6 protein-coding genes are annotated in these 16544 nt (G+C 72.8%); all 6 read right to left on the bottom strand.

Annotated elements, in window-relative coordinates; genetic code table 11:
* Positions 1-203: 203 nt before the first annotated feature.
* From ACQF4J_RS01395 to ACQF4J_RS01370, 6 genes are read right to left on the bottom strand one after another with little or no spacing between them, the layout of a single operon-like run.
* The gene (locus ACQF4J_RS01395) at positions 204-2063 is read right to left on the bottom strand and encodes a hypothetical protein (RefSeq protein WP_427164251.1); all 1860 of its coding nucleotides are present in this window, start codon (positions 2061-2063) and stop codon (positions 204-206) included.
* Positions 2056-7290, bottom strand: a complete 5235-nt coding sequence (locus ACQF4J_RS01390; RefSeq protein ID WP_427164249.1) for a hypothetical protein — start codon at positions 7288-7290, stop codon at positions 2056-2058. Before ACQF4J_RS01390 ends, ACQF4J_RS01395 begins: the two co-directional genes overlap by 8 nt.
* Positions 7287-10517, bottom strand: coding sequence for a hypothetical protein (locus ACQF4J_RS01385; RefSeq protein ID WP_427164248.1), 3231 nt, complete (start codon positions 10515-10517; stop codon positions 7287-7289). Before ACQF4J_RS01385 ends, ACQF4J_RS01390 begins: the two co-directional genes overlap by 4 nt.
* Positions 10514-11722, bottom strand: a complete 1209-nt coding sequence (locus ACQF4J_RS01380; RefSeq protein ID WP_427164247.1) for a Kelch repeat-containing protein — start codon at positions 11720-11722, stop codon at positions 10514-10516. Before ACQF4J_RS01380 ends, ACQF4J_RS01385 begins: the two co-directional genes overlap by 4 nt.
* Entirely contained in the window at positions 11719-11901 is a 183-nt protein-coding gene (locus tag ACQF4J_RS01375; protein WP_427164246.1) for a hypothetical protein, read from the bottom strand. The genes ACQF4J_RS01380 and ACQF4J_RS01375 overlap by 4 nt, the downstream gene beginning before the upstream one ends.
* Positions 11898-16538, bottom strand: coding sequence for a DUF6603 domain-containing protein (locus ACQF4J_RS01370; protein ID WP_427164245.1), 4641 nt, complete (start codon positions 16536-16538; stop codon positions 11898-11900). Before ACQF4J_RS01370 ends, ACQF4J_RS01375 begins: the two co-directional genes overlap by 4 nt.
* Positions 16539-16544: the final 6 nt, after the last annotated feature.

Below are 16544 nucleotides of genomic sequence, written 5' to 3'. Positions count from 1 at the left end.
GACCGAGGACATCGGCCTGGAACGGGCCTGGCTCGTCGCCGAACTCGGCCATCCTGTGCCCGATCAAGGCACCGCGCCTCCTGCCGCCGCAGGTAGTTCCCCCCGCCGAGGGCTGCACCGACCTGCAACCGGCCGGTGGCCGACCGGGCTTCTCGCCGGGACAGCCGGCACTGGTGCCGGTGCGGCGGTTCGCAGGGAACCTCTCAGGTGCCCGCCGACGTGGCCTGAGTGAGGAAGTCGAACGTGAGGCCGTTGGAGCGTTCGCCGCGGCCGACACCGCGGTTGACGGCGAGCCAGACCACGACCCGGCCGGTCCGGGTCCGGGTGCGGTTGTAGGCGACGGTCAGACGGGTGCCGGACCGCGGCACCTCCTCTTCGTTGACGAAGTACGGGCGGCCCGCGTCCAGGCCCTCGCGCAGCAGCGCGGTCCGAGGGCGGACCGGAGTGGCGTCCACCTCGCTCGGCAGGGCGGCGCGCTGCAACTGGACGCTGCGGTTGTCGCCGGGGACGTGCACGGGGATGAAGGGAATCCAGTTCTCCGGTACGGAACTCATCACCTGGTAGGCCCCGGGCTCGCTCGTCGAGGCCGGGACGTGCAGGCGGCGGAAGGCGAGCGTCTCCGCCGCGACCTCGTCGCCGGCCCGGCCCTCACCGGTGGCCTGCCGCACGGTCTGCTCGACTCCCCACACCAGGTTGGCGCTCTCGTCCCGGACCAGCGCGACGTCCTCCAGGGCCGGGCCGGTGGCGACCTTCGGCGTACCGGGCGGCAGCAGGAGCCCGGCATCGGCTCGAGCCGGCGCCGCGGCGGAGCCCGGTACGGCAAGGGGGTTGAGGGTGAACATCGACCAGCGCTGCCGGTCCGTGCCTGTGCCGCTGTCCGCCGGGGTGATCCAGCGGCGCTGACCGAAGACGTCGGTCACCGCGAGCCCCTGGATCGAGGCAAGCGTGCCGGCCGGCAGGTCGCAGGGCAGCTGGTACCAGTCGTTGCTGTAGACGAGGGCGAACTCCAGGAAGACCAACCGCGCCAGGTCGGTGCTGTCGGGCGTGACCGCCGCGAAGTTGGTACGCCCGTCCTCCACCGCCCACCACCGGGGCAGCGGCATACCCGAGAAACGTACCGGTGAGGGAAAGACGGTCCGGTTGATCGCCGCCGGCGCCGGGGCAGCGCCGCCCAGAGAGCCGCCGGGCGAGACCGAGAAGGCGTGCCAGTCCAGTTCGCCGCCCGGGTACTCCGGCGCGCTCAGCACCCGCTCCGACCCGTCGGGTGCCGGCGCCGAAACGGAGAAGCGGTGTTCGAGGCGCCGGGCGTCCCAGGTCGAGTCGCCCGCGGGCCGCTCCGGAGCGAGACCTGCGGGCTGGTCGATCAAGTCGTCGAACCAGCCGACCAACCGGACGCCGAGCGCGTCGAGTTCGCTGCGGTGGCGGCGCCCGGGATCGTTGATGCCGTCGGACGCGTGACCGCCGTCCTTGACGTGCTTGTACAGGAGATAGCCGTCCATCCGTCGGCCCGCGACCGCCTGCATCGAAGCCCACACCTCGGGGTGCGCGACACGAGGGGCGTCGGCGGGACGGGCGGGGTCGGGCAGCGCTATCGGATACCGGGTGACGTACTGCTCGCCGAAGTCGTGCGAGCGCAGCTCCGAGGACCGGGCGAGCAGTTTGAGCCAGCGGCGGCCGAGGACCAGCCGCAGGTCGAAGGAGATCGGCTCGTCGCCGAACATGAAGGGCAGCGGCTGCCGTTCGGCGACCGCCTCCAGCGGCCGGTCGGGCGGCAGCGGCCCGGCGGGTGGGCCCGCGGGGCTTGCGTCGGTCCGGAAGCGCCCCGGCGGGCTCGCGGTGACCGAGTACGTCGCGGTCACCGGCGAACCGCCGTCCGTGCCGCGGAACTCGCCGAGCTGCCACTGCCGGGCCAGCATCCACAGCGGATCGCGCACCTCGGCCCGCAGGGCCCGGCCGAAGTCGGTGGTGCGCGGACGGCCCTCCAGGCGGTTCCACACCCCGACGGTCGGATGCTCGCGCCGGCTCATCGCCGCAGGGAGGTCGTGGATACGGGACTCAGTCATGATCGGCCTTCCAGCGTTCGTTGGCGACAGCGAGGTCGGTGCTGATCGTGATCGGCTGACGGGTCGCCGACATGAGCGTCGCGGGCAGCAGCTGCGCGTAGGCGCTGTCGTCCAGTTGTGCCGGTTCGACGAGCCGGCTCCTGGCCAGGTCGAAGGTCTCGATGACCGCGGCCAGGACGTCGTCCACGTTCCAGGCGCCGGTGCGTACGGGCGGGGCGACCAGGAGCATCGCCTGCGGCGGTTCGGAGTCCGGGCTGTCGGCGTGGACCGCGATACCGGTGGTCTCCCGGTCGGCGGGGATCACCTCCGTCCACTCGTCGAACAGCACCCCGCACTGGGTGCTGTCGCCTGGTTGCGGCTCGGCCGCGTAGTGGGCCGTGAACAGCAACCGGTCTTCGGTGATCGTGGTGCCCGCGGCGAACTCCATGGCGAGCCAGTGGTCGCCGGGGTGGTACGGCAGTTGGACGGGCACCAGGACGGGCTCCTGCCCGTCGGGCGCGTGGCCGAGGAGACCGTCCCTGTCCCGCAGCGCGTCACTGAGCAGTATGGCGCGCTCCCACAGGCGGGGCATGTCACGTACCCGGGCGACCCCGTGCACCCAGTCGTCCACCGGGAAGTCCCGTGCGACCGGCGGCTGGGTGAGGTGCCGGACCAAGGCATCGCTGTCCCGGAAGGCCTTGCGCAGGTCCGAGGCGATGGGGTCGGACGGCGTGTACTCGGGGACGACCAGCGCGTCGGCGCCGAGCAGCGCGCGCAGCGCCGCGGTGCCCGCGGCGACCCGGTCGGGGCCGGTGACCGCGTGGTCGTAGTCGGCCAGCGCGGCGTCGCAGGCGGCGAGCCGGGCGGTGATCTCGGTCCGCAGTGCCAGGGCGCGTTCCAGCAGTTCGCGGCCGAACGCCACCACACGGTCCAGTACGGCGGTCAGGTCCAGGCCGACGGGGTCGATGCCGGTCAGCGGCAGCTCGTCCTGTACGTCCTCCAGCAGCCCGCTGAGCGTCTTGCGTGTGGTGGAGCCCAGTTTCCGCAGATCGCGCAGCTGCCTGTCGAAGTCGTCGCGTTCGCTGCGCAGGTTCGACCGGAACTTGGAGGGCCGGTCGGGCAGCACGGCGACGGGTGCGGTCGTCAGGAGTCGTTCCGCCTGGCGCAGCAACCGGAACCGGTCGGCGTCCGTGGTGGCCTTCGGCAGCGCGTCGTACTGGGCGAGAAGCGCGTCGGCTCCGGCCAGGGCCCGTGTCATCCGGTCTGTGATCGCCGACACCGCGGTCAGTACGTCCGTGTAGGCGGCGCGGCGCCAGGCGGTCAGCTCGCCCCAGCTGCTGCGGACCATGCCGAACCCGGCCGCGGTGGTGGCCAGTTCGGCGTACCCCGCGAGGAAGGTGTCGATGCGGTCCAGCACGGTGGCGCGGTGTGGTGTGGCGGGCGGGGCGGGGTAGAGCGGCGCGAGATCCGTCAGGTAGCCGCTCACGTCGTTCGCGAGGTCCGCCAGTGCGGCACGGACGGCGGCCGGCCGCTCCCGGGGCAGGGAGACGGCGTCGTCGGCGCTCCGGTCCACGGGCGTGGTGCCGGCTGCCGGGACCAGGTCGGAGGGGCGCAACGGGCGGCCTGTCGTGAGCAGCGTTCGGACCGCGTTGACCAGCGGGGACAGCTCGAAGAAGCTGATCTTGCCGGGGACTCGTCCGGTGTGGCGGATGGTCAGTTCGGTGTCGGGGCGCGGCTGGTCACGGTCGACGACGACGCCGACGATCCGGTCGTCGAGTTCCGTCATGGCGGCGGCGTCGGTCGGCCGTAACGTCCACAGCAGGTCGATCGGGGCGAGGCCGAGGTCGTCCTGGGTCACGGCACGGTTGTGGGTGCGGCCGTCGACCGGGTCGGTCCAGGTGACCAGGGCGGCCACCGACCGCGGTGGCGGGAACAGGGTGGGCAGCCAGTCGTCGACGGCCGGCTCGCCCTGTGCGCGGGGTGGATCACCGTGGTCGGGATGGCGCTGCGGGCGCAGCCGCAGGGCGAACCGGTGGGTGAGCGTGGTGCCGCTGCGCGGGGTCTCGACGACCGTGGGCTCCGGAGGCAGGCCTTCCTTGGCGTACGCGTCCAGGGTCGACGAGGCGCGTTCGACGTTGCCGGCGAGTGCCTGGTGGGCGGATTCGGCGACCGCGAGATCGGCGACCGCGTCGTTGGCGTCCAGCAGCCGGGCCGCCTCGGCGGTGATGGCGTCGGTCTGCCCCGGGTCGGCTTCGGGCAGTCCTGGGATGTCGAAGGGGTAGCTCTGGGACACCTCGTTGCGGGTCAGATGCCGGACCAAGGCGAGTCCGTCGATCACGTTGCGGGCTTCGATCTGCCCGATGTCCTCCGGCCGGTCCTGCGGGTCGTCCGTGGTCTGGGAGATCTTCCCGGCCCGGAGGGGGAATTCGAGGCGCAGCGCCGCGATGAAACGGTCCACTTCCGCCTGGTCGTGCCGGTCGTGCAGGCCGCGTTCGAAGCGGTAGCCGAGCAGGGCGCCGAGAGACTGTCCCTGGCGCAGTCCGTCGAGGAGCGTCAGGGCGACCCGGACCCGTTCGGAACTGAGGTCGATCGCGAAGGCGCCCGGGTTGTCCGGCGTGCGGTTGGCGGCGTACCCGGCCCGCAGTACGGCGGCGGTCCGGGCGTGGCCGGGCGACGGCGTGTGGATGAAGCCCTCGTTGTGAGGGTCGTGCAGCAGCGGTTCCTTGCCGGCGAAGACCGTCGCGAGCGGCCCGCTGAGGGTGACCGGGGTGAGTTCGCCGGTCCTCGGCCGTACGTCCTCCAGCCAGCCGTACGAGCCCAGGTGCAGGCCCGGCCGTGCGGGTGCCGTTCCGTCGGGGCCGAACCGCAGCTCGGCCAGCCGCTCGGTGGCCTGGCCCAGCCGCCAGGCATCGAGCCGGTAGGTGGCCAGGTCCAGGTGCTCGGCAAGGACGCGCTCCAGGCGGGCGGTCGGCAGTCCGGCGAGTTGCTGCAGAGCCCGGGCCTGGTCGGCGAGTTGGGCGGTAGCGGTGTCGGCGCGTTGCAGCAGGGTCGGAATGAAGTCGACGAGAAGCTGGTCCGTGCTGCCGGTGACGGCCGGGGCCGGTGAGTACAGCAGCCGGAACCGGCTCTCGCTGGGCAGGCTCTGGCCGGGTGCGGGGATGCGGACGTGGATGAAGGCCGGATCCGCGGTCGACAGGTCTTCGGGGCCCGCGCCCGCCGCCGCCATCAGGGCGCGCGCGGTGTCGGCCCAGCCCAGCAGCAGCGCGTGCCGCAGCAGCAGATACAGCAGCGCGGAGGGCCGCACGTCGTCGGTGAAGCCCAGTTCCAGGCGGACCGTGTGCAGATCGCTGTCGGCCGCGTCGGCCAGCCAGCGCAGGTAGTTCCTGCGGTCCGGGGTGTAGTCGCGGACGGATTGCGTCTCCGACAGGGGGCGGTCGTCGATCAGCGGGGCCGACAGCGGCTGCTGGAAGTCCACGAACAGGCGTCGCAGCAGGTCCGGATCGCGCCCCGGTCCGGTGGCCGCACCGAACCGGGCCAGCAGGGCACGCACCGGCGGGGGCTGGTTGAGCCGGTCGAGCGCGGGCAGCACCGTGGGGCCCAGGCCGCCCAGGTTCTCGCGGTTGAACAGGTCCTCGACGCTCTGTGCGTACCGCTGGTGGTACTCGGCGGAAGTCGGATGCAGCGCGAGGATGTCCAGCAGCAGTTGGTGCGCGTCGTCGGTGGGGGCACCGAGATGCGGCACCTGGGCTGCGGCCGCGTTCCAGTCCTGTGCGGCGGCGGTCAGGACCCGGTTCAGGGCGCGGCGGTGAGGCGCGGAGTCCGGGTAGGTCAGCCGGGAGAACGCGGTCGTGGGCAGGATGCCGTACGGCTGCCGGCCGATCTTCACGGCGGGCAGCGGGCCGCGGCCGGACACATGGCGGATGAAGAAGTCGCGGGTCGCCTCGACCGCCCGCGGGTCGAGGAGCGGCCGTAGCGCGGTCCCCAGGAAGTAGCCCCAGGTGGCCGGCCACAGCGCGGTGTTGGCGGCGCGCGCGTCGCGCTGATCCGTGCCGTCCGCGTTGGGCATGCCGGCCAGGAGGTCCGGGGCGAGGCCCAGCAGGTCGGTGAACCGGCGCCCGTCGGTCAGGGTGGTCCAGTCGCCGGCCGCCGCGAAGGCTGTCGTGCGGGTGCTGCGCAGCGCCGCGTCGGCCTCCTCCTCGGCGTCCTGCCCGGCGGGTGCCTCCTCGGTGTTGTTCGTCGGGGTGCCCTGCGGCAGCAGGCTGAACCCGTCCGGGCTGCGCAACTGCCGGGTGATGAGGTCGGACAGGTCGGTGGCCGACTGCTGCGGTGTCGACTGCTCGCGCAGCCCCAGGACGACCAGCCGGTCCAGTCCGCCGCGGGTCCGGTCGTCCAGCGGGATCCGCAGCCCCATGCCGACCGCCACGGTCCGGTCGAAGTCGGTCAGCCAGCGCAGCGCGTCCGGGACGTGCAGCACCCCCGTCCGCTCGTCCACGGAGATCTGGTCGGTGGCCGACGGATCGGGACTCACCGCCAGCGACTTGGGCACCGGAGCCCCGGTCGCGGACAGCACCTGCGCGCCGCCCACGTACCCGAGCACCCGGAAGCGGTCGGGCAGCAGCCGCGCCTGGGCCGCCTGCGTCCACGAGTCGGCCGCCACGTTCGCGGCGGCGGGCGGCGGCAGTACCAGGAAGGCGACCAGCACGTCGTCGCCCGCAGTCAGGGCGGCGGCGTCCACTCCCGACGGGCGCGAGGCGCGGATCGTGTTCGTGCGTGCGGCACCCACGGCGGCGAGCAGGGCGCTGTCCGCCTGCGCCAGCAGCTGCCGGTCGCCGTGCGCCCGCCACACGGACGTCCAGTACGTGATCGTCGGCTGCCGGTCGTTGGCCGCCACCGCCGCCGGAGTGCGTACCACCAGAACCGTGGTGGCTGCCGGCACCCCGGCCGGTTCCTCGCCCGGATTCGCCGGTACGCGGGTGCGCAGCAGCCAGGCGGCCCGGCCGGCCGGGACCCTGCCGACCAGTTCCTGCCAGGCGGCCTGCAGGGCGCCCGACCGGCCGCCCGCCGCCCAGCGGGCCGTCCAGTAGGCGTCGAGTGCGGCGATCTCGGCGTCGGTGGGCCTGGGCTCGAACTTGTCGACCTGCCACTCGTCCGGGAACACCCGCACCAGCAGCTCCGTCGGGGTGAACCGGGTCTCGATGCGGACCGGCCCCAGCAGGACCGGGAAGTCGTCACTGAGCGGGGCGGTCATCGCGGCAGCATCTCCTGAGCGTGTACGGCGACCAGGACCGGAACCTGGAAAAGGATGTAAGCGAGGTCGGCCGAGCTGAGACCCGCGAACCACAGCGGCAGGTTCTCGTCCTCGGCGCGCTGTTGCAGTTTCTCCGGCTCGTCCCCGGACCCGTCGAAGCTCTGCAGCGCGACCGTGACGTCCGCGTCCAGTTCGAGGAAACCGTGCCGGTGCGGGTCGACGTCGTCCCAGGTCAGGTCGTTCCAGACCTCCACATGTGTGGGCGGCGCGTCATCGACGCCGAACCGCGGGTCGCCGGGGCGTTCCTTGAGGACGAAGAACCAGCCGGCGTCGTCGGGCGGGCTGCCGAGGGCCTGCGCGGCGTCCAGGTCGAAGCCGAGCAGATAGATGTCCGGGTCGACCTTCGCCTCGTAGCGGGGCAGCAGCACCTCCTGCGGCGTCGGCGGCCGGTCAGTGGGAAGTTCGGCCGGTTCCCGCTGCCGGGTGGTGTCCGGGCGTCCGTCGGGGCCGGCCGGCCACTGCGCCTTGTGCGCGTAGATCGCCGCTGTCGGGTACTTCTTCAGCAACTCACCGCGGACGACCAGGACCAGGTCGTCCCGGCCGGGGCCGCTGTGCCGGCGGTTGTCGTTGTCGCCGAGGCGGTTCGTCTGCGGCCAGCGGTGGATGGGCGGGATGTCGTATCCGCGCTCTCGACGCTGCTCGGGGCTCTCGCCCGGTACGGGCAGCGTCGCCACCGGCTCCCAGAACTGGCGGAAGGGGGTGCCTCGTTGGTCGGTCGGGTATTCGCGCCACAGCAGCTCGCGGGACATTTCGTGATTGAGCCCGACCAGATAGGACTCGATGAAGGGCCGGTTGTTGGCGAGCAGGGTGATCGAGTTCGCGGGGAGCAGGTTCAGGTTCGGGACCAGGGCGTCGACGGACAGGTCCAGCAGCGTCCGGTAGGCCGGCAGGTCGAAGACCGGGTAGGCCATCGCCTCGGTGAACTCGGCGGCGAACGGCTGCAGTCGGTCGGGCAGACTGACCGAGCCGAGCACCGCCTTGGGTACGGTCATGTCGGCGCGCAGTCCGGCGAGCACCGAGGTGGTGGCGCCGACGACTCCCAGGGGCACCCGCACGTCGGTGCGCCCCACCGCGGTCCCGGTGTCGAGGCCCTGGTGCAGGTCCCGCAGCGCGGTCTTGAACCGGGCCGCCTCCGCGCTGTCGGCGGTGCCGGGGTGCGGGGTGACCGGGTCGTCGACGGAGCGCAGGACGAAGTCGGGGCTGTGCGGGAGTCGGTCGACCGGATCGCCGCCGGTGTCCTGTCCCGGGTGCAGTGCGGCGAGCAGGCGTGCCGGGGTGACCAGCGCCACCGGTGTGGTCTTGGGAGCGGCGGCGGTGGCCGGGTCGGTGACCGCGTCCATGCGGGACAGCAGCGCCTGCGGCGGCTGATCGTCGGGGAACGGCAGGGAACGTATCAGCCGGGCTCCCGGCCGGGTGATACGTCGCATCGCCGCCGAGACCGGCGCTGCGGTGACCTGGCTGGCCGCCACCCGGAATCCGACCGCGACCTTGGGCTCCTGGTCCGCCGACAGGGCGGCCGCTGTGGGCGTGTCGGCGGCGGTCGTGGTCAGCCGGGAGTGGGCCGGCGCGGTCAGCGTCAGGGAGCGTCCGGATGCTGCCGCCGGGGCCTGGGCCAATGCGCTCGGGCCGGCGCCCTGTACGGGGTCCACGTGCCGGGTCTGCAGTGAGTGCCCGACCTCCCGGGCCAGTTGCGCGGCGCGAATGCGGCCGTTGGCCACGAGAACGTCGCCGACCTGCTCCCAGGCGGCGGCCATCAGCTTCTCCTCGTGCGCGCGGACGACCTGGGCGCCGAGGTTCGCGGCGACGCGGAAACGCGGGTCCAGGTTGAGTCGGTGGACCCAGTTGTGGTTCGCCGGAGCCGGGACCGGGACGCCGTCCCGGTCGTTGAGGAGCCGTGAGGTCAGGGCGTGCCAGCGCCCGTACAGCGGTGGTGTGATGATCGGATCGACCGTGGTGGCCGTGTCGTCGGGGAGCGCGATGGGGCCGACGTCCGTGGCCGTGGCGAGAGCGGCATGCGCGGCCGAGGGCGCATGGCGCTGGTAGTCGTCGGCCAGATTGATCACACCGGCCAGAGCCTTCTGGAAGGGATGCGGATACGAGAGCGCCGGCGGCGGCAGTCCGAGGAAGTTGTCCCAGTTCTCAGCGGGGTCGACCGGGTCGCCGGGCAGCTGTGGCACCTTCAGGGCGCCGCCGAGCGGCAGCACACCGGCCAGTTCCGGCGGTGTGTCGATGGCCGGCAGGCCGAGGCCAGGGGAGTGGCGCACGTTGAGGGGGCGGCGCCCGACCCGGGGATCGGCCGGCTGCGGCGTCAGCAGCCGGACCAGGAACTCGAAGTCCCCGGTGGTGCCGGTGCTGAACGACCAGCGGTGGTAGTAAGGCAGTTGGCCCGTGGCGGGTTGGCCGGGATAGGGCGCTGCCCAGCTGGAGTGCAGCGCCCCCGGTGCCAGGTTCGGATCGAGGCCGAGGCCCGCGAGCCGGCCGGTCTCGAACGTCGGTACCAGGAACGCCGAGTACGCGGTGTCCGGCCGCAGTCGGCGCGGGCACATCAGCCGGGAGCAGGCGTGGTCCGCGTCGGTGCGCAGCACCTCGGCGAGCGCGGCCAGGGCGGCGACGGTGTCGTCCGAGGCGACGGGGTTGTCCAGCGAGCCGTTGACGTGCACGTGTGCCCAGGCGCCGAGCTGCCCGGCGGGCGGCAGGGTGGCCTGCGGGTCGGCCACGACGATGGAGGGCAGCGGCCCGTTGCCCGCAGCCTCGGTGAACTCGGCGTCCAAGCCGCCCGGGTCGGTGCCGGAGGCCAGGACGACGAGGGCGAGCCAGGGCAGGAGCCGCTTGGTGGCGCCGTCGGGTGCCGCCGGGCTGTAGCGCCAGACGAAGTCCTCCTGGGAGAACTCGATGTGGGCCAGGTAGTTCGGTTCCACGTTGGTGACGCCCGGCCGTGGCTCGGTCCGGGAGATCGCCCGCGGATCCACGCCTATGACGTCTCCGGGCCCGTAGAGCTGCACGGTGCGTTCCACGTCCTGGACCAGGGTGCCGCGGGGTATCGCGTCGCCGGTGATCCGCAGGCTGACCGGGACGGACGCACGTTCGGCGGTGCCGGGGTCGGCGGTGATCCGGGTGGTGATGCCCGCGCGCAGCCACGGCAGGAAGGAGTAGGCGTTCTCGGTCACGAGGCGCTCCCGGTCACCGGGGTGTGCGCGTCGTCGAGGGCGAACACCTCGCTGGTCACGGCCAGTTCGGTGACCGTGGGGTCGGCGGCGGCCAGTCCGGAGCGGGAGACCCCGCCGGTGACCAGCACTCGGCCGTTCGGCAGTGTGGCCACGGCGAACGCCCACCGTCCGGTCGCCAGGCCGGCGGCCGGAGTCCACACGTCGGCGACGGCGTCGTCCGTCCCGGCAGCGCCGTGAATCACCGCGCTGCGGAATCCGGCCTCGTCACGATCGCTCGCCGCCCCGCCGATCGCCAGCAGCCGCCCGTCGGCGAGCGGGACCGCCCGGTGGAAGGCCCGTCCGGAGGGCATCTGCGCCACCGCCGTCCACACGCCGGTGGTCAGGTCGTACAGTTCCGCGCCGCGCTGGCTGAACGGGTCGTAGGGGCTGGTGCCCGGCGAGCCCGGCGCGGTGCCGCCGGTGACCAGTACCGTGCTGTCGGAGATCCGGGTGGCCTGGTGGTGCCGGCGCGCCCGCAGCAGGCCGCCGGTCGGAGTCCAGCGGCCCTGCGTGGGGTCGTACAGCTCGCAGAAGGCGAGCGCGGGGTCGTCGGCGGTGCCCACCGGTGCGACACCGCCGCAGACCAGGACGGCTCCGCCGGTCAGCGACAGCGCGGTGTGGCCCGTGCGTGCGTCGGTCATGTCCTTGACCGCGGTCCACCGGCCGGTGGATGGATCGAAGCGCTCCGCCGAACGCAACGCGGTCGTCGACGGGCCGGACCGGACGGTACTGCCCCCGGCGACCAGGACGGAACCGTCCGCCAGCAGGATCGCGCTGTGCCCCCAGCGGGGTGTGCCCAGGGCGCCGGTCGTGCTCCACAGCCGGGTCCGGGGGTCGTACACCTCGGCCGAGGCGAGGCCCGGCCCGGCGGTGGAGGAGCCGCTCAGGCCGCCGCAGACCAGTACCTTGCCGTCGGGCAGCCGGGTGATGGTGTGCAGGTGCCGGGGAGTGTGCAAGGTGCCGACCGGCTGCCAGGTGTTGTGCGCCGGGTCGTAGACGGCGGCCGTGTTCTGGGCGGTGGACGCGGCGTCCACGCCGCCGGCGACCAGGACGGTGCCGTCGTCGAGGAGGACGGCGCCGTCGTGCTGTCCGTACCAAGCGGCCGGTGCGGGCAGGTCGGCGGCGGTGGTCCACGCGCCGGTGGCCGGCACGGTGGATGTGGTCATGGCGTCAGGTCCTTTGCTGTCACGGTCATGGTGGCCGTGATCGGACGGCCGTCGTGGTCGGGGCGGACGGTGTGGTCGTGGCGGCGTTCGTGGTTGCCGTGGTGGGCATGGCCGCCACAACGGCGGCTGTGGCGGCGGGCAGGCCGGGGTGCGGTGCGGCAGGGGCGGCTGCGGGTCACGGGATCAGCACCTCACTGGTGTCGGTGGGCCGTGCGGCGTCGGGGTCGTCGGCCGCCGGGCCCGCTGCCGCGACGCCTCCGGCGATCAGGACCCGGCTGTCGGCCAGTTCGACGGCACCGAGGTCGAAGCGCCCGACGAGGAGACCACCGAGGGGGGTCCAGCCGTCGGCGGCGGAGTCGTAGGCGATGACCGAGCGGTAGCCGGCGGTCTGCTCCGGGGCGCCGGTTCCGCCGATCACGAGTACGGCTCCGGAGCGCAGCGGCAGGATCCGGTGATGGCTGCGCCCAGCGCCGGGCATGGCCGCCGCCGGGCTCCAGCGCCCGGTCGCCGGGTCGTACAGCTCGCTGGTGGACAGGCTGTGCGGATCGAGGGTGCCGTCACCGGCGACGACGGCGTCGCCGCCGGTGACCAGGACCCGCCCGTCGGCAAGCGGCGCCGCCTGGTGGCCCGTGCGGGCCTGGGCGAGGCTGCCGGTGGGCGTCCAGTGCCCGGTGGCCGGGTCGTACACCTCGCAGTACGCCAGCGCGCTGTGCCGCCCGCCCCCGGTGGCGAGCGCGCCACCGATCACCAGGACCCGCCCGTCGGCCAGTACGACGGCTCGGTGGCCGGTGCGGGCGTCGGTCATCGGCGCTGTCACCGTCCAGGAACCGGTGGCGGGGTCGAACAGTTCGACGGAGGTGAGCGCGCCGTCCTCCTGTCCGGCCCGTGCGCCGCTTCCACCGGTGACGAGGAGTCGGCCGTCGGCGAGCCGGGTCGTCGTGTGCCCGGAACGGGCCGTGCCCATCGGCGTCGGCGGTGGTGTCCAGGTACCGGCCGCGGGGTCGAAGACCTCGGCCGTGGCGAGCACGCCCGCCGTGCCGCGCCCGCCGAGCACGAGCACCCGTCCGTCGGCGAGCCTGGTCGTGGTGTGCTGACGGCGTCCGATGGCCAGGGGCGGACCGGGCGACCACGCATCGGCCGTGGGATCGAACAGCGCGGTCGTGGCGAGCGGTGTCCCGGCCGCTCCCGTTCCGCCGGCGAGCAGGATCCTGCCGTTCGCCAGGGGCACCGGTTCGACCTGGGAGGCGGGTACGGGCAGCGGTCCGGCGGCGGCCCAGGTGCCGGGGGCGGCGGGCGAGGCGGCGGCCTCCGACGCCGGGATCACGTGCAGCCGGCCGGCGAGTGAGGGGTCTGCGGTGACGAAGTCGGCGAGCGCGTCCTGCGCCGTGGTGAGGCTGCGGAAGGTCGCTGCCGTGCCCCGCGAGGTCCGGCCCGGGGCGTTGGGCGGGAACGCCTGCCGGTTGCTCTTGACGTAGGCGACGACGAAGCGCTGCTCGGTGACGCGGACGGTGTCCTGGACGGCGAACGGCTGTCGCTGCCGGGACTGCCGCTGGGAGAGCGCCGCGCGGCTGGTGCTGCTGCCGTGCAGCAGTTCGTCGAAGACGGGGCCGCTGACGTTGTGGAAGCGCTTGGGTGCGGTGGTGGGAGCGGCGGCGACACGCGCCGTGGTGATCCGCTGCGGTGCCGCCTGCGGGGAGGACGACGCCCCGCTGTCGATGATGTGCAGTTCGTACCGGGCGCTGCGGCGCACCACCCGCGGGGATGCCAGCACGCCGGAGGCCGCGGTGAGCTGCAGTCCGGCGTCCTGCGTCTCGTACGACGGCCGGGACAGCTTGGCGGCGTCGGTCATGTTCTGGAACTGGGCCATGGCGAACCTGTCGCCGGTGACCGAGACCTGTGTCAGACCGCTTTCGGGGGCCGGCGCGACGCTGAACCTGCGTCCGTCGCTCGCGGTACGGCCGCCGATCCGGTCCACGCGGACGTCCAGGGGCAGTGCCCGCTGCCGCACGAACAGCGATCCGAGCGGATGCAGGACCAGGCCGTCGGTTTGCGGCAGCTGTCGCAGGGTGACCAGCGCCCGGTTGGAGCCGGAGGGCAACCGGGTCTCCCAGCCCTCCGTCTTGCCGAGCTCGGCGGCCAGCAACGGCAGGACCGCGACCGGCGGGAGCGTGGTGTCGCGCTGCTCGCCCCAGGTGATGTCGAAGTTCGCGGAGACGGAGAAGAACAGGAAGCCGATCGAGCCCTTCCCGTGCGCCCGCCACGGCGCCGGGCCCTCCAGCTGGAAGTCCAGGTCGATGCCGAACGCCCCGATGCCGAACGCCTTCAGCGTGACGCCTGCGGAGATGTGGATCGCGAACCGGAACGGGGAGATCTGGAAGAGCGCGTCGAAACCGAGGTGGCCCTCGATGCCGAAGGCACTGAAGCCGAGCCGCAGTTCGGCCTTGGCACCGAACTGAACGGTGTTGCTCGTGACGGCGAAGTAGCCGGACACCCGAATGAGCTGGTTGCTGCGATGGAGCAGGTCCACCGACAGCCGGTCCGGGACCGGGAACGGCAACGGCGGCGGCCGGTAGGCGGGATGGAATCCACCGACCGTGATCACCAGATCGGGGTTGTCGCCCCAGGCCACGAGGACGCCCATGCCGCCGTCGATGGTCATCGTCAGCACCCGCGAGTCGAACAGCTTGGCGAAGAACCACAGGCGTGACTTGTCGAGTTCGAGCGTGCCGACGAACTGGGCCTGGACGACCAGGAGCGGCTTGTCCTGGGTGGGCAGTGCGGCTTTGAGGACACCGAGGACGGCGATGTTGCCGGGGATCTCGATGATCACGCCGAGGGAGATGCTGACCAGGGTGGGGGTGCCCCAACCGATCTTCGCCATCGGGCCGATGAGGAAGGTGCCCTGCTCGGGCGGGAAGAAGCGGCTCAGGTCGGACAGGATCCGCGGCGCGTTCGCGACGACGTCCTGCGGGAATGCCACCGAATCGATCGCGCCGGTCCGTACACCCTCCACCAGCGCCTGAAGGTTCATCCCACGGTTGAACCCGATCAGCCCGCCGACGGCGAGCAGCGTGAACCCGTATCCGAGCTGGATGCCGCTGCCGAACTCGGCGTTCAGCACGATCAGCAGCGAGAAGCCGTGCGAGCTGTCCGGCATACGGGTGGTGATCAGACCGACGGCCTTCAGGGCCAGGAAGTCGGCGAACTCCAGCTCCATGGCGCCGGAGTACTCGCCGCGTTCGGTGTCGAAGGCCAGGAAGCCGCCGCCGGCGATCCCGCCGGCGTCCACGGCGAGACCGACACCGCTCGGCGCCTTGAATCCCAGGGACACGTCCAGCGGGCCGAGGTTGCCGTCGTGGCCGGGCTTACGGGAGAACAGGACCGTCAGGCCGAGCCGGTTGACGGTCGCGGTGATCGGGCCGAGTTCGAGGCCGGCGTCGGCCGACACCTCGGCGGACAGGGCGGTGTCCTTCACACGCAGGCCGAGATGGATGCCGGTGACGGTGACCGGTCCCAGCTCCAGCGAGAGGGGCAAGGTCGCTTCGGCCGCCCCGGAGCCCCGGAAGGTCAACCCCCGTTCCTTCGACCAGACGAGGCCGAAGTCGAACCCCGCCCGAAGTCCGTCCGCCGGCAGGACACTGCTGAGGAAGCCGTCGGCCTGTGAGGTGTCGACGACGAGTTCGGCCTGGGTGACGTCGGCGTGGAAGCCGACGTCACCGTTGACCGTGCTGTCGTCGACGTCTGCGACGAGGTCCACGGTCGGTCCCGCGGCTATGCGTACCGCCTGCAGGCGTATCCCGTCGCCGACCTCGAAGATGACGAACGGTGCGGCCGGGTCGGCGCTCTCGGCGACGACGTCGAGCGAGACCGTCCCTGCCGCGGTCGATCCGCCCTTGAACCCGAGCTTCGCGGGCGGGGACAGCCGCATCGCCAGCCCGTCGGTGAGGTGACCGTCGACATGCAGCACGACGCGCAGCGTGTCCCCGAGCCGTCCCAGGACGAGGTCGAGCGGTCCTGCCACGTCACCGAAGAGTCCCGCGTCCAGCCCCGGCGGTACGGCATCGGTGGCGACCCGGATGAACAGATTCGCGAGATCCAGGGTGGACGCGCCGTCCTCGTCGGCCTCGGCGGCCACCGCGATCGGATCGAGGGTGTCGAACAGATCCCGGGCTCTGGCCAGCAGCGCCTTGCCGTCGAAGGTGGTGTCACCCCAGCCGTAGCCCGCACGCAGGACGGCGAACGGATCGCTCGTCAGGCGACCGGCCCGGTCCAGGTGCAGGGCCCGGTGGACGAGCGGCGGTTCGTCGTCGGCGTCGGACGCGACACCGACCAGCGCCGTCTCCACGATCGTCAGCAGGGACAGCACCCGCAGCAGCAGCGGATGCCCCAGTTCCAGATAGCCCACGACGGCTGAACCCAGCAGGTGTTCGGTCAGCGTCGCGGCGAACTGGGCGAGTTCCCCCGCGTTCGGCAGGTTGGCCGTGGCCCGCCGGAAGTCGCTCGCCAAGGCGTCCAGAGCGACGACCAGGCGCCGCACGGCGACGAGCAGGCGGGTGGCGGCCGCCGCACGTGGAGCACCGTCGTCGGCGGCCACCAGTTCGTCGACGCCGGACGCCAGGGCACCGGCGGCGGTGGCGGCATCCGCCACTGTCCGGCCGAACGCGGCATCCGCGGTCAGATCCGGCGGGCTTGTGAGGCCGAGTTCGATGAGCAGCGGCGTGAGGTTCGCCGGGGTGAGCGCACCTTCCAGCGCGGCCAGGGCCACGCTCAGTTCGGCGGCGAGAACGTCCAGCGTGCTGGGTCGGTCGTCAGTCATGGTCGC

This window comes from Streptomyces sp. C1-1, assembly GCF_050214755.1.
Taxonomy (GTDB): Bacteria; Actinomycetota; Actinomycetes; order Streptomycetales; family Streptomycetaceae; genus Streptomyces.
This window is presented reverse-complemented; position numbering and strand designations above follow the sequence as displayed.

Excerpts from the sequence above, each read along its gene's own strand:
- ACQF4J_RS01395 (WP_427164251.1), bottom strand. The coding sequence starts at position 2,063 with ATGACTGAGTCCCGTATCCACGACCTCCCTGCGGCGATGAGCCGGCGC.
- ACQF4J_RS01390 (WP_427164249.1), bottom strand. The coding sequence starts at position 7,290 with ATGACCGCCCCGCTCAGTGACGACTTCCCGGTCCTGCTGGGGCCGGTC.
- ACQF4J_RS01380 (WP_427164247.1), bottom strand. The coding sequence starts at position 11,722 with ATGACCACATCCACCGTGCCGGCCACCGGCGCGTGGACCACCGCCGCC.
- ACQF4J_RS01370 (WP_427164245.1), bottom strand. The coding sequence starts at position 16,538 with ATGACTGACGACCGACCCAGCACGCTGGACGTTCTCGCCGCCGAACTG.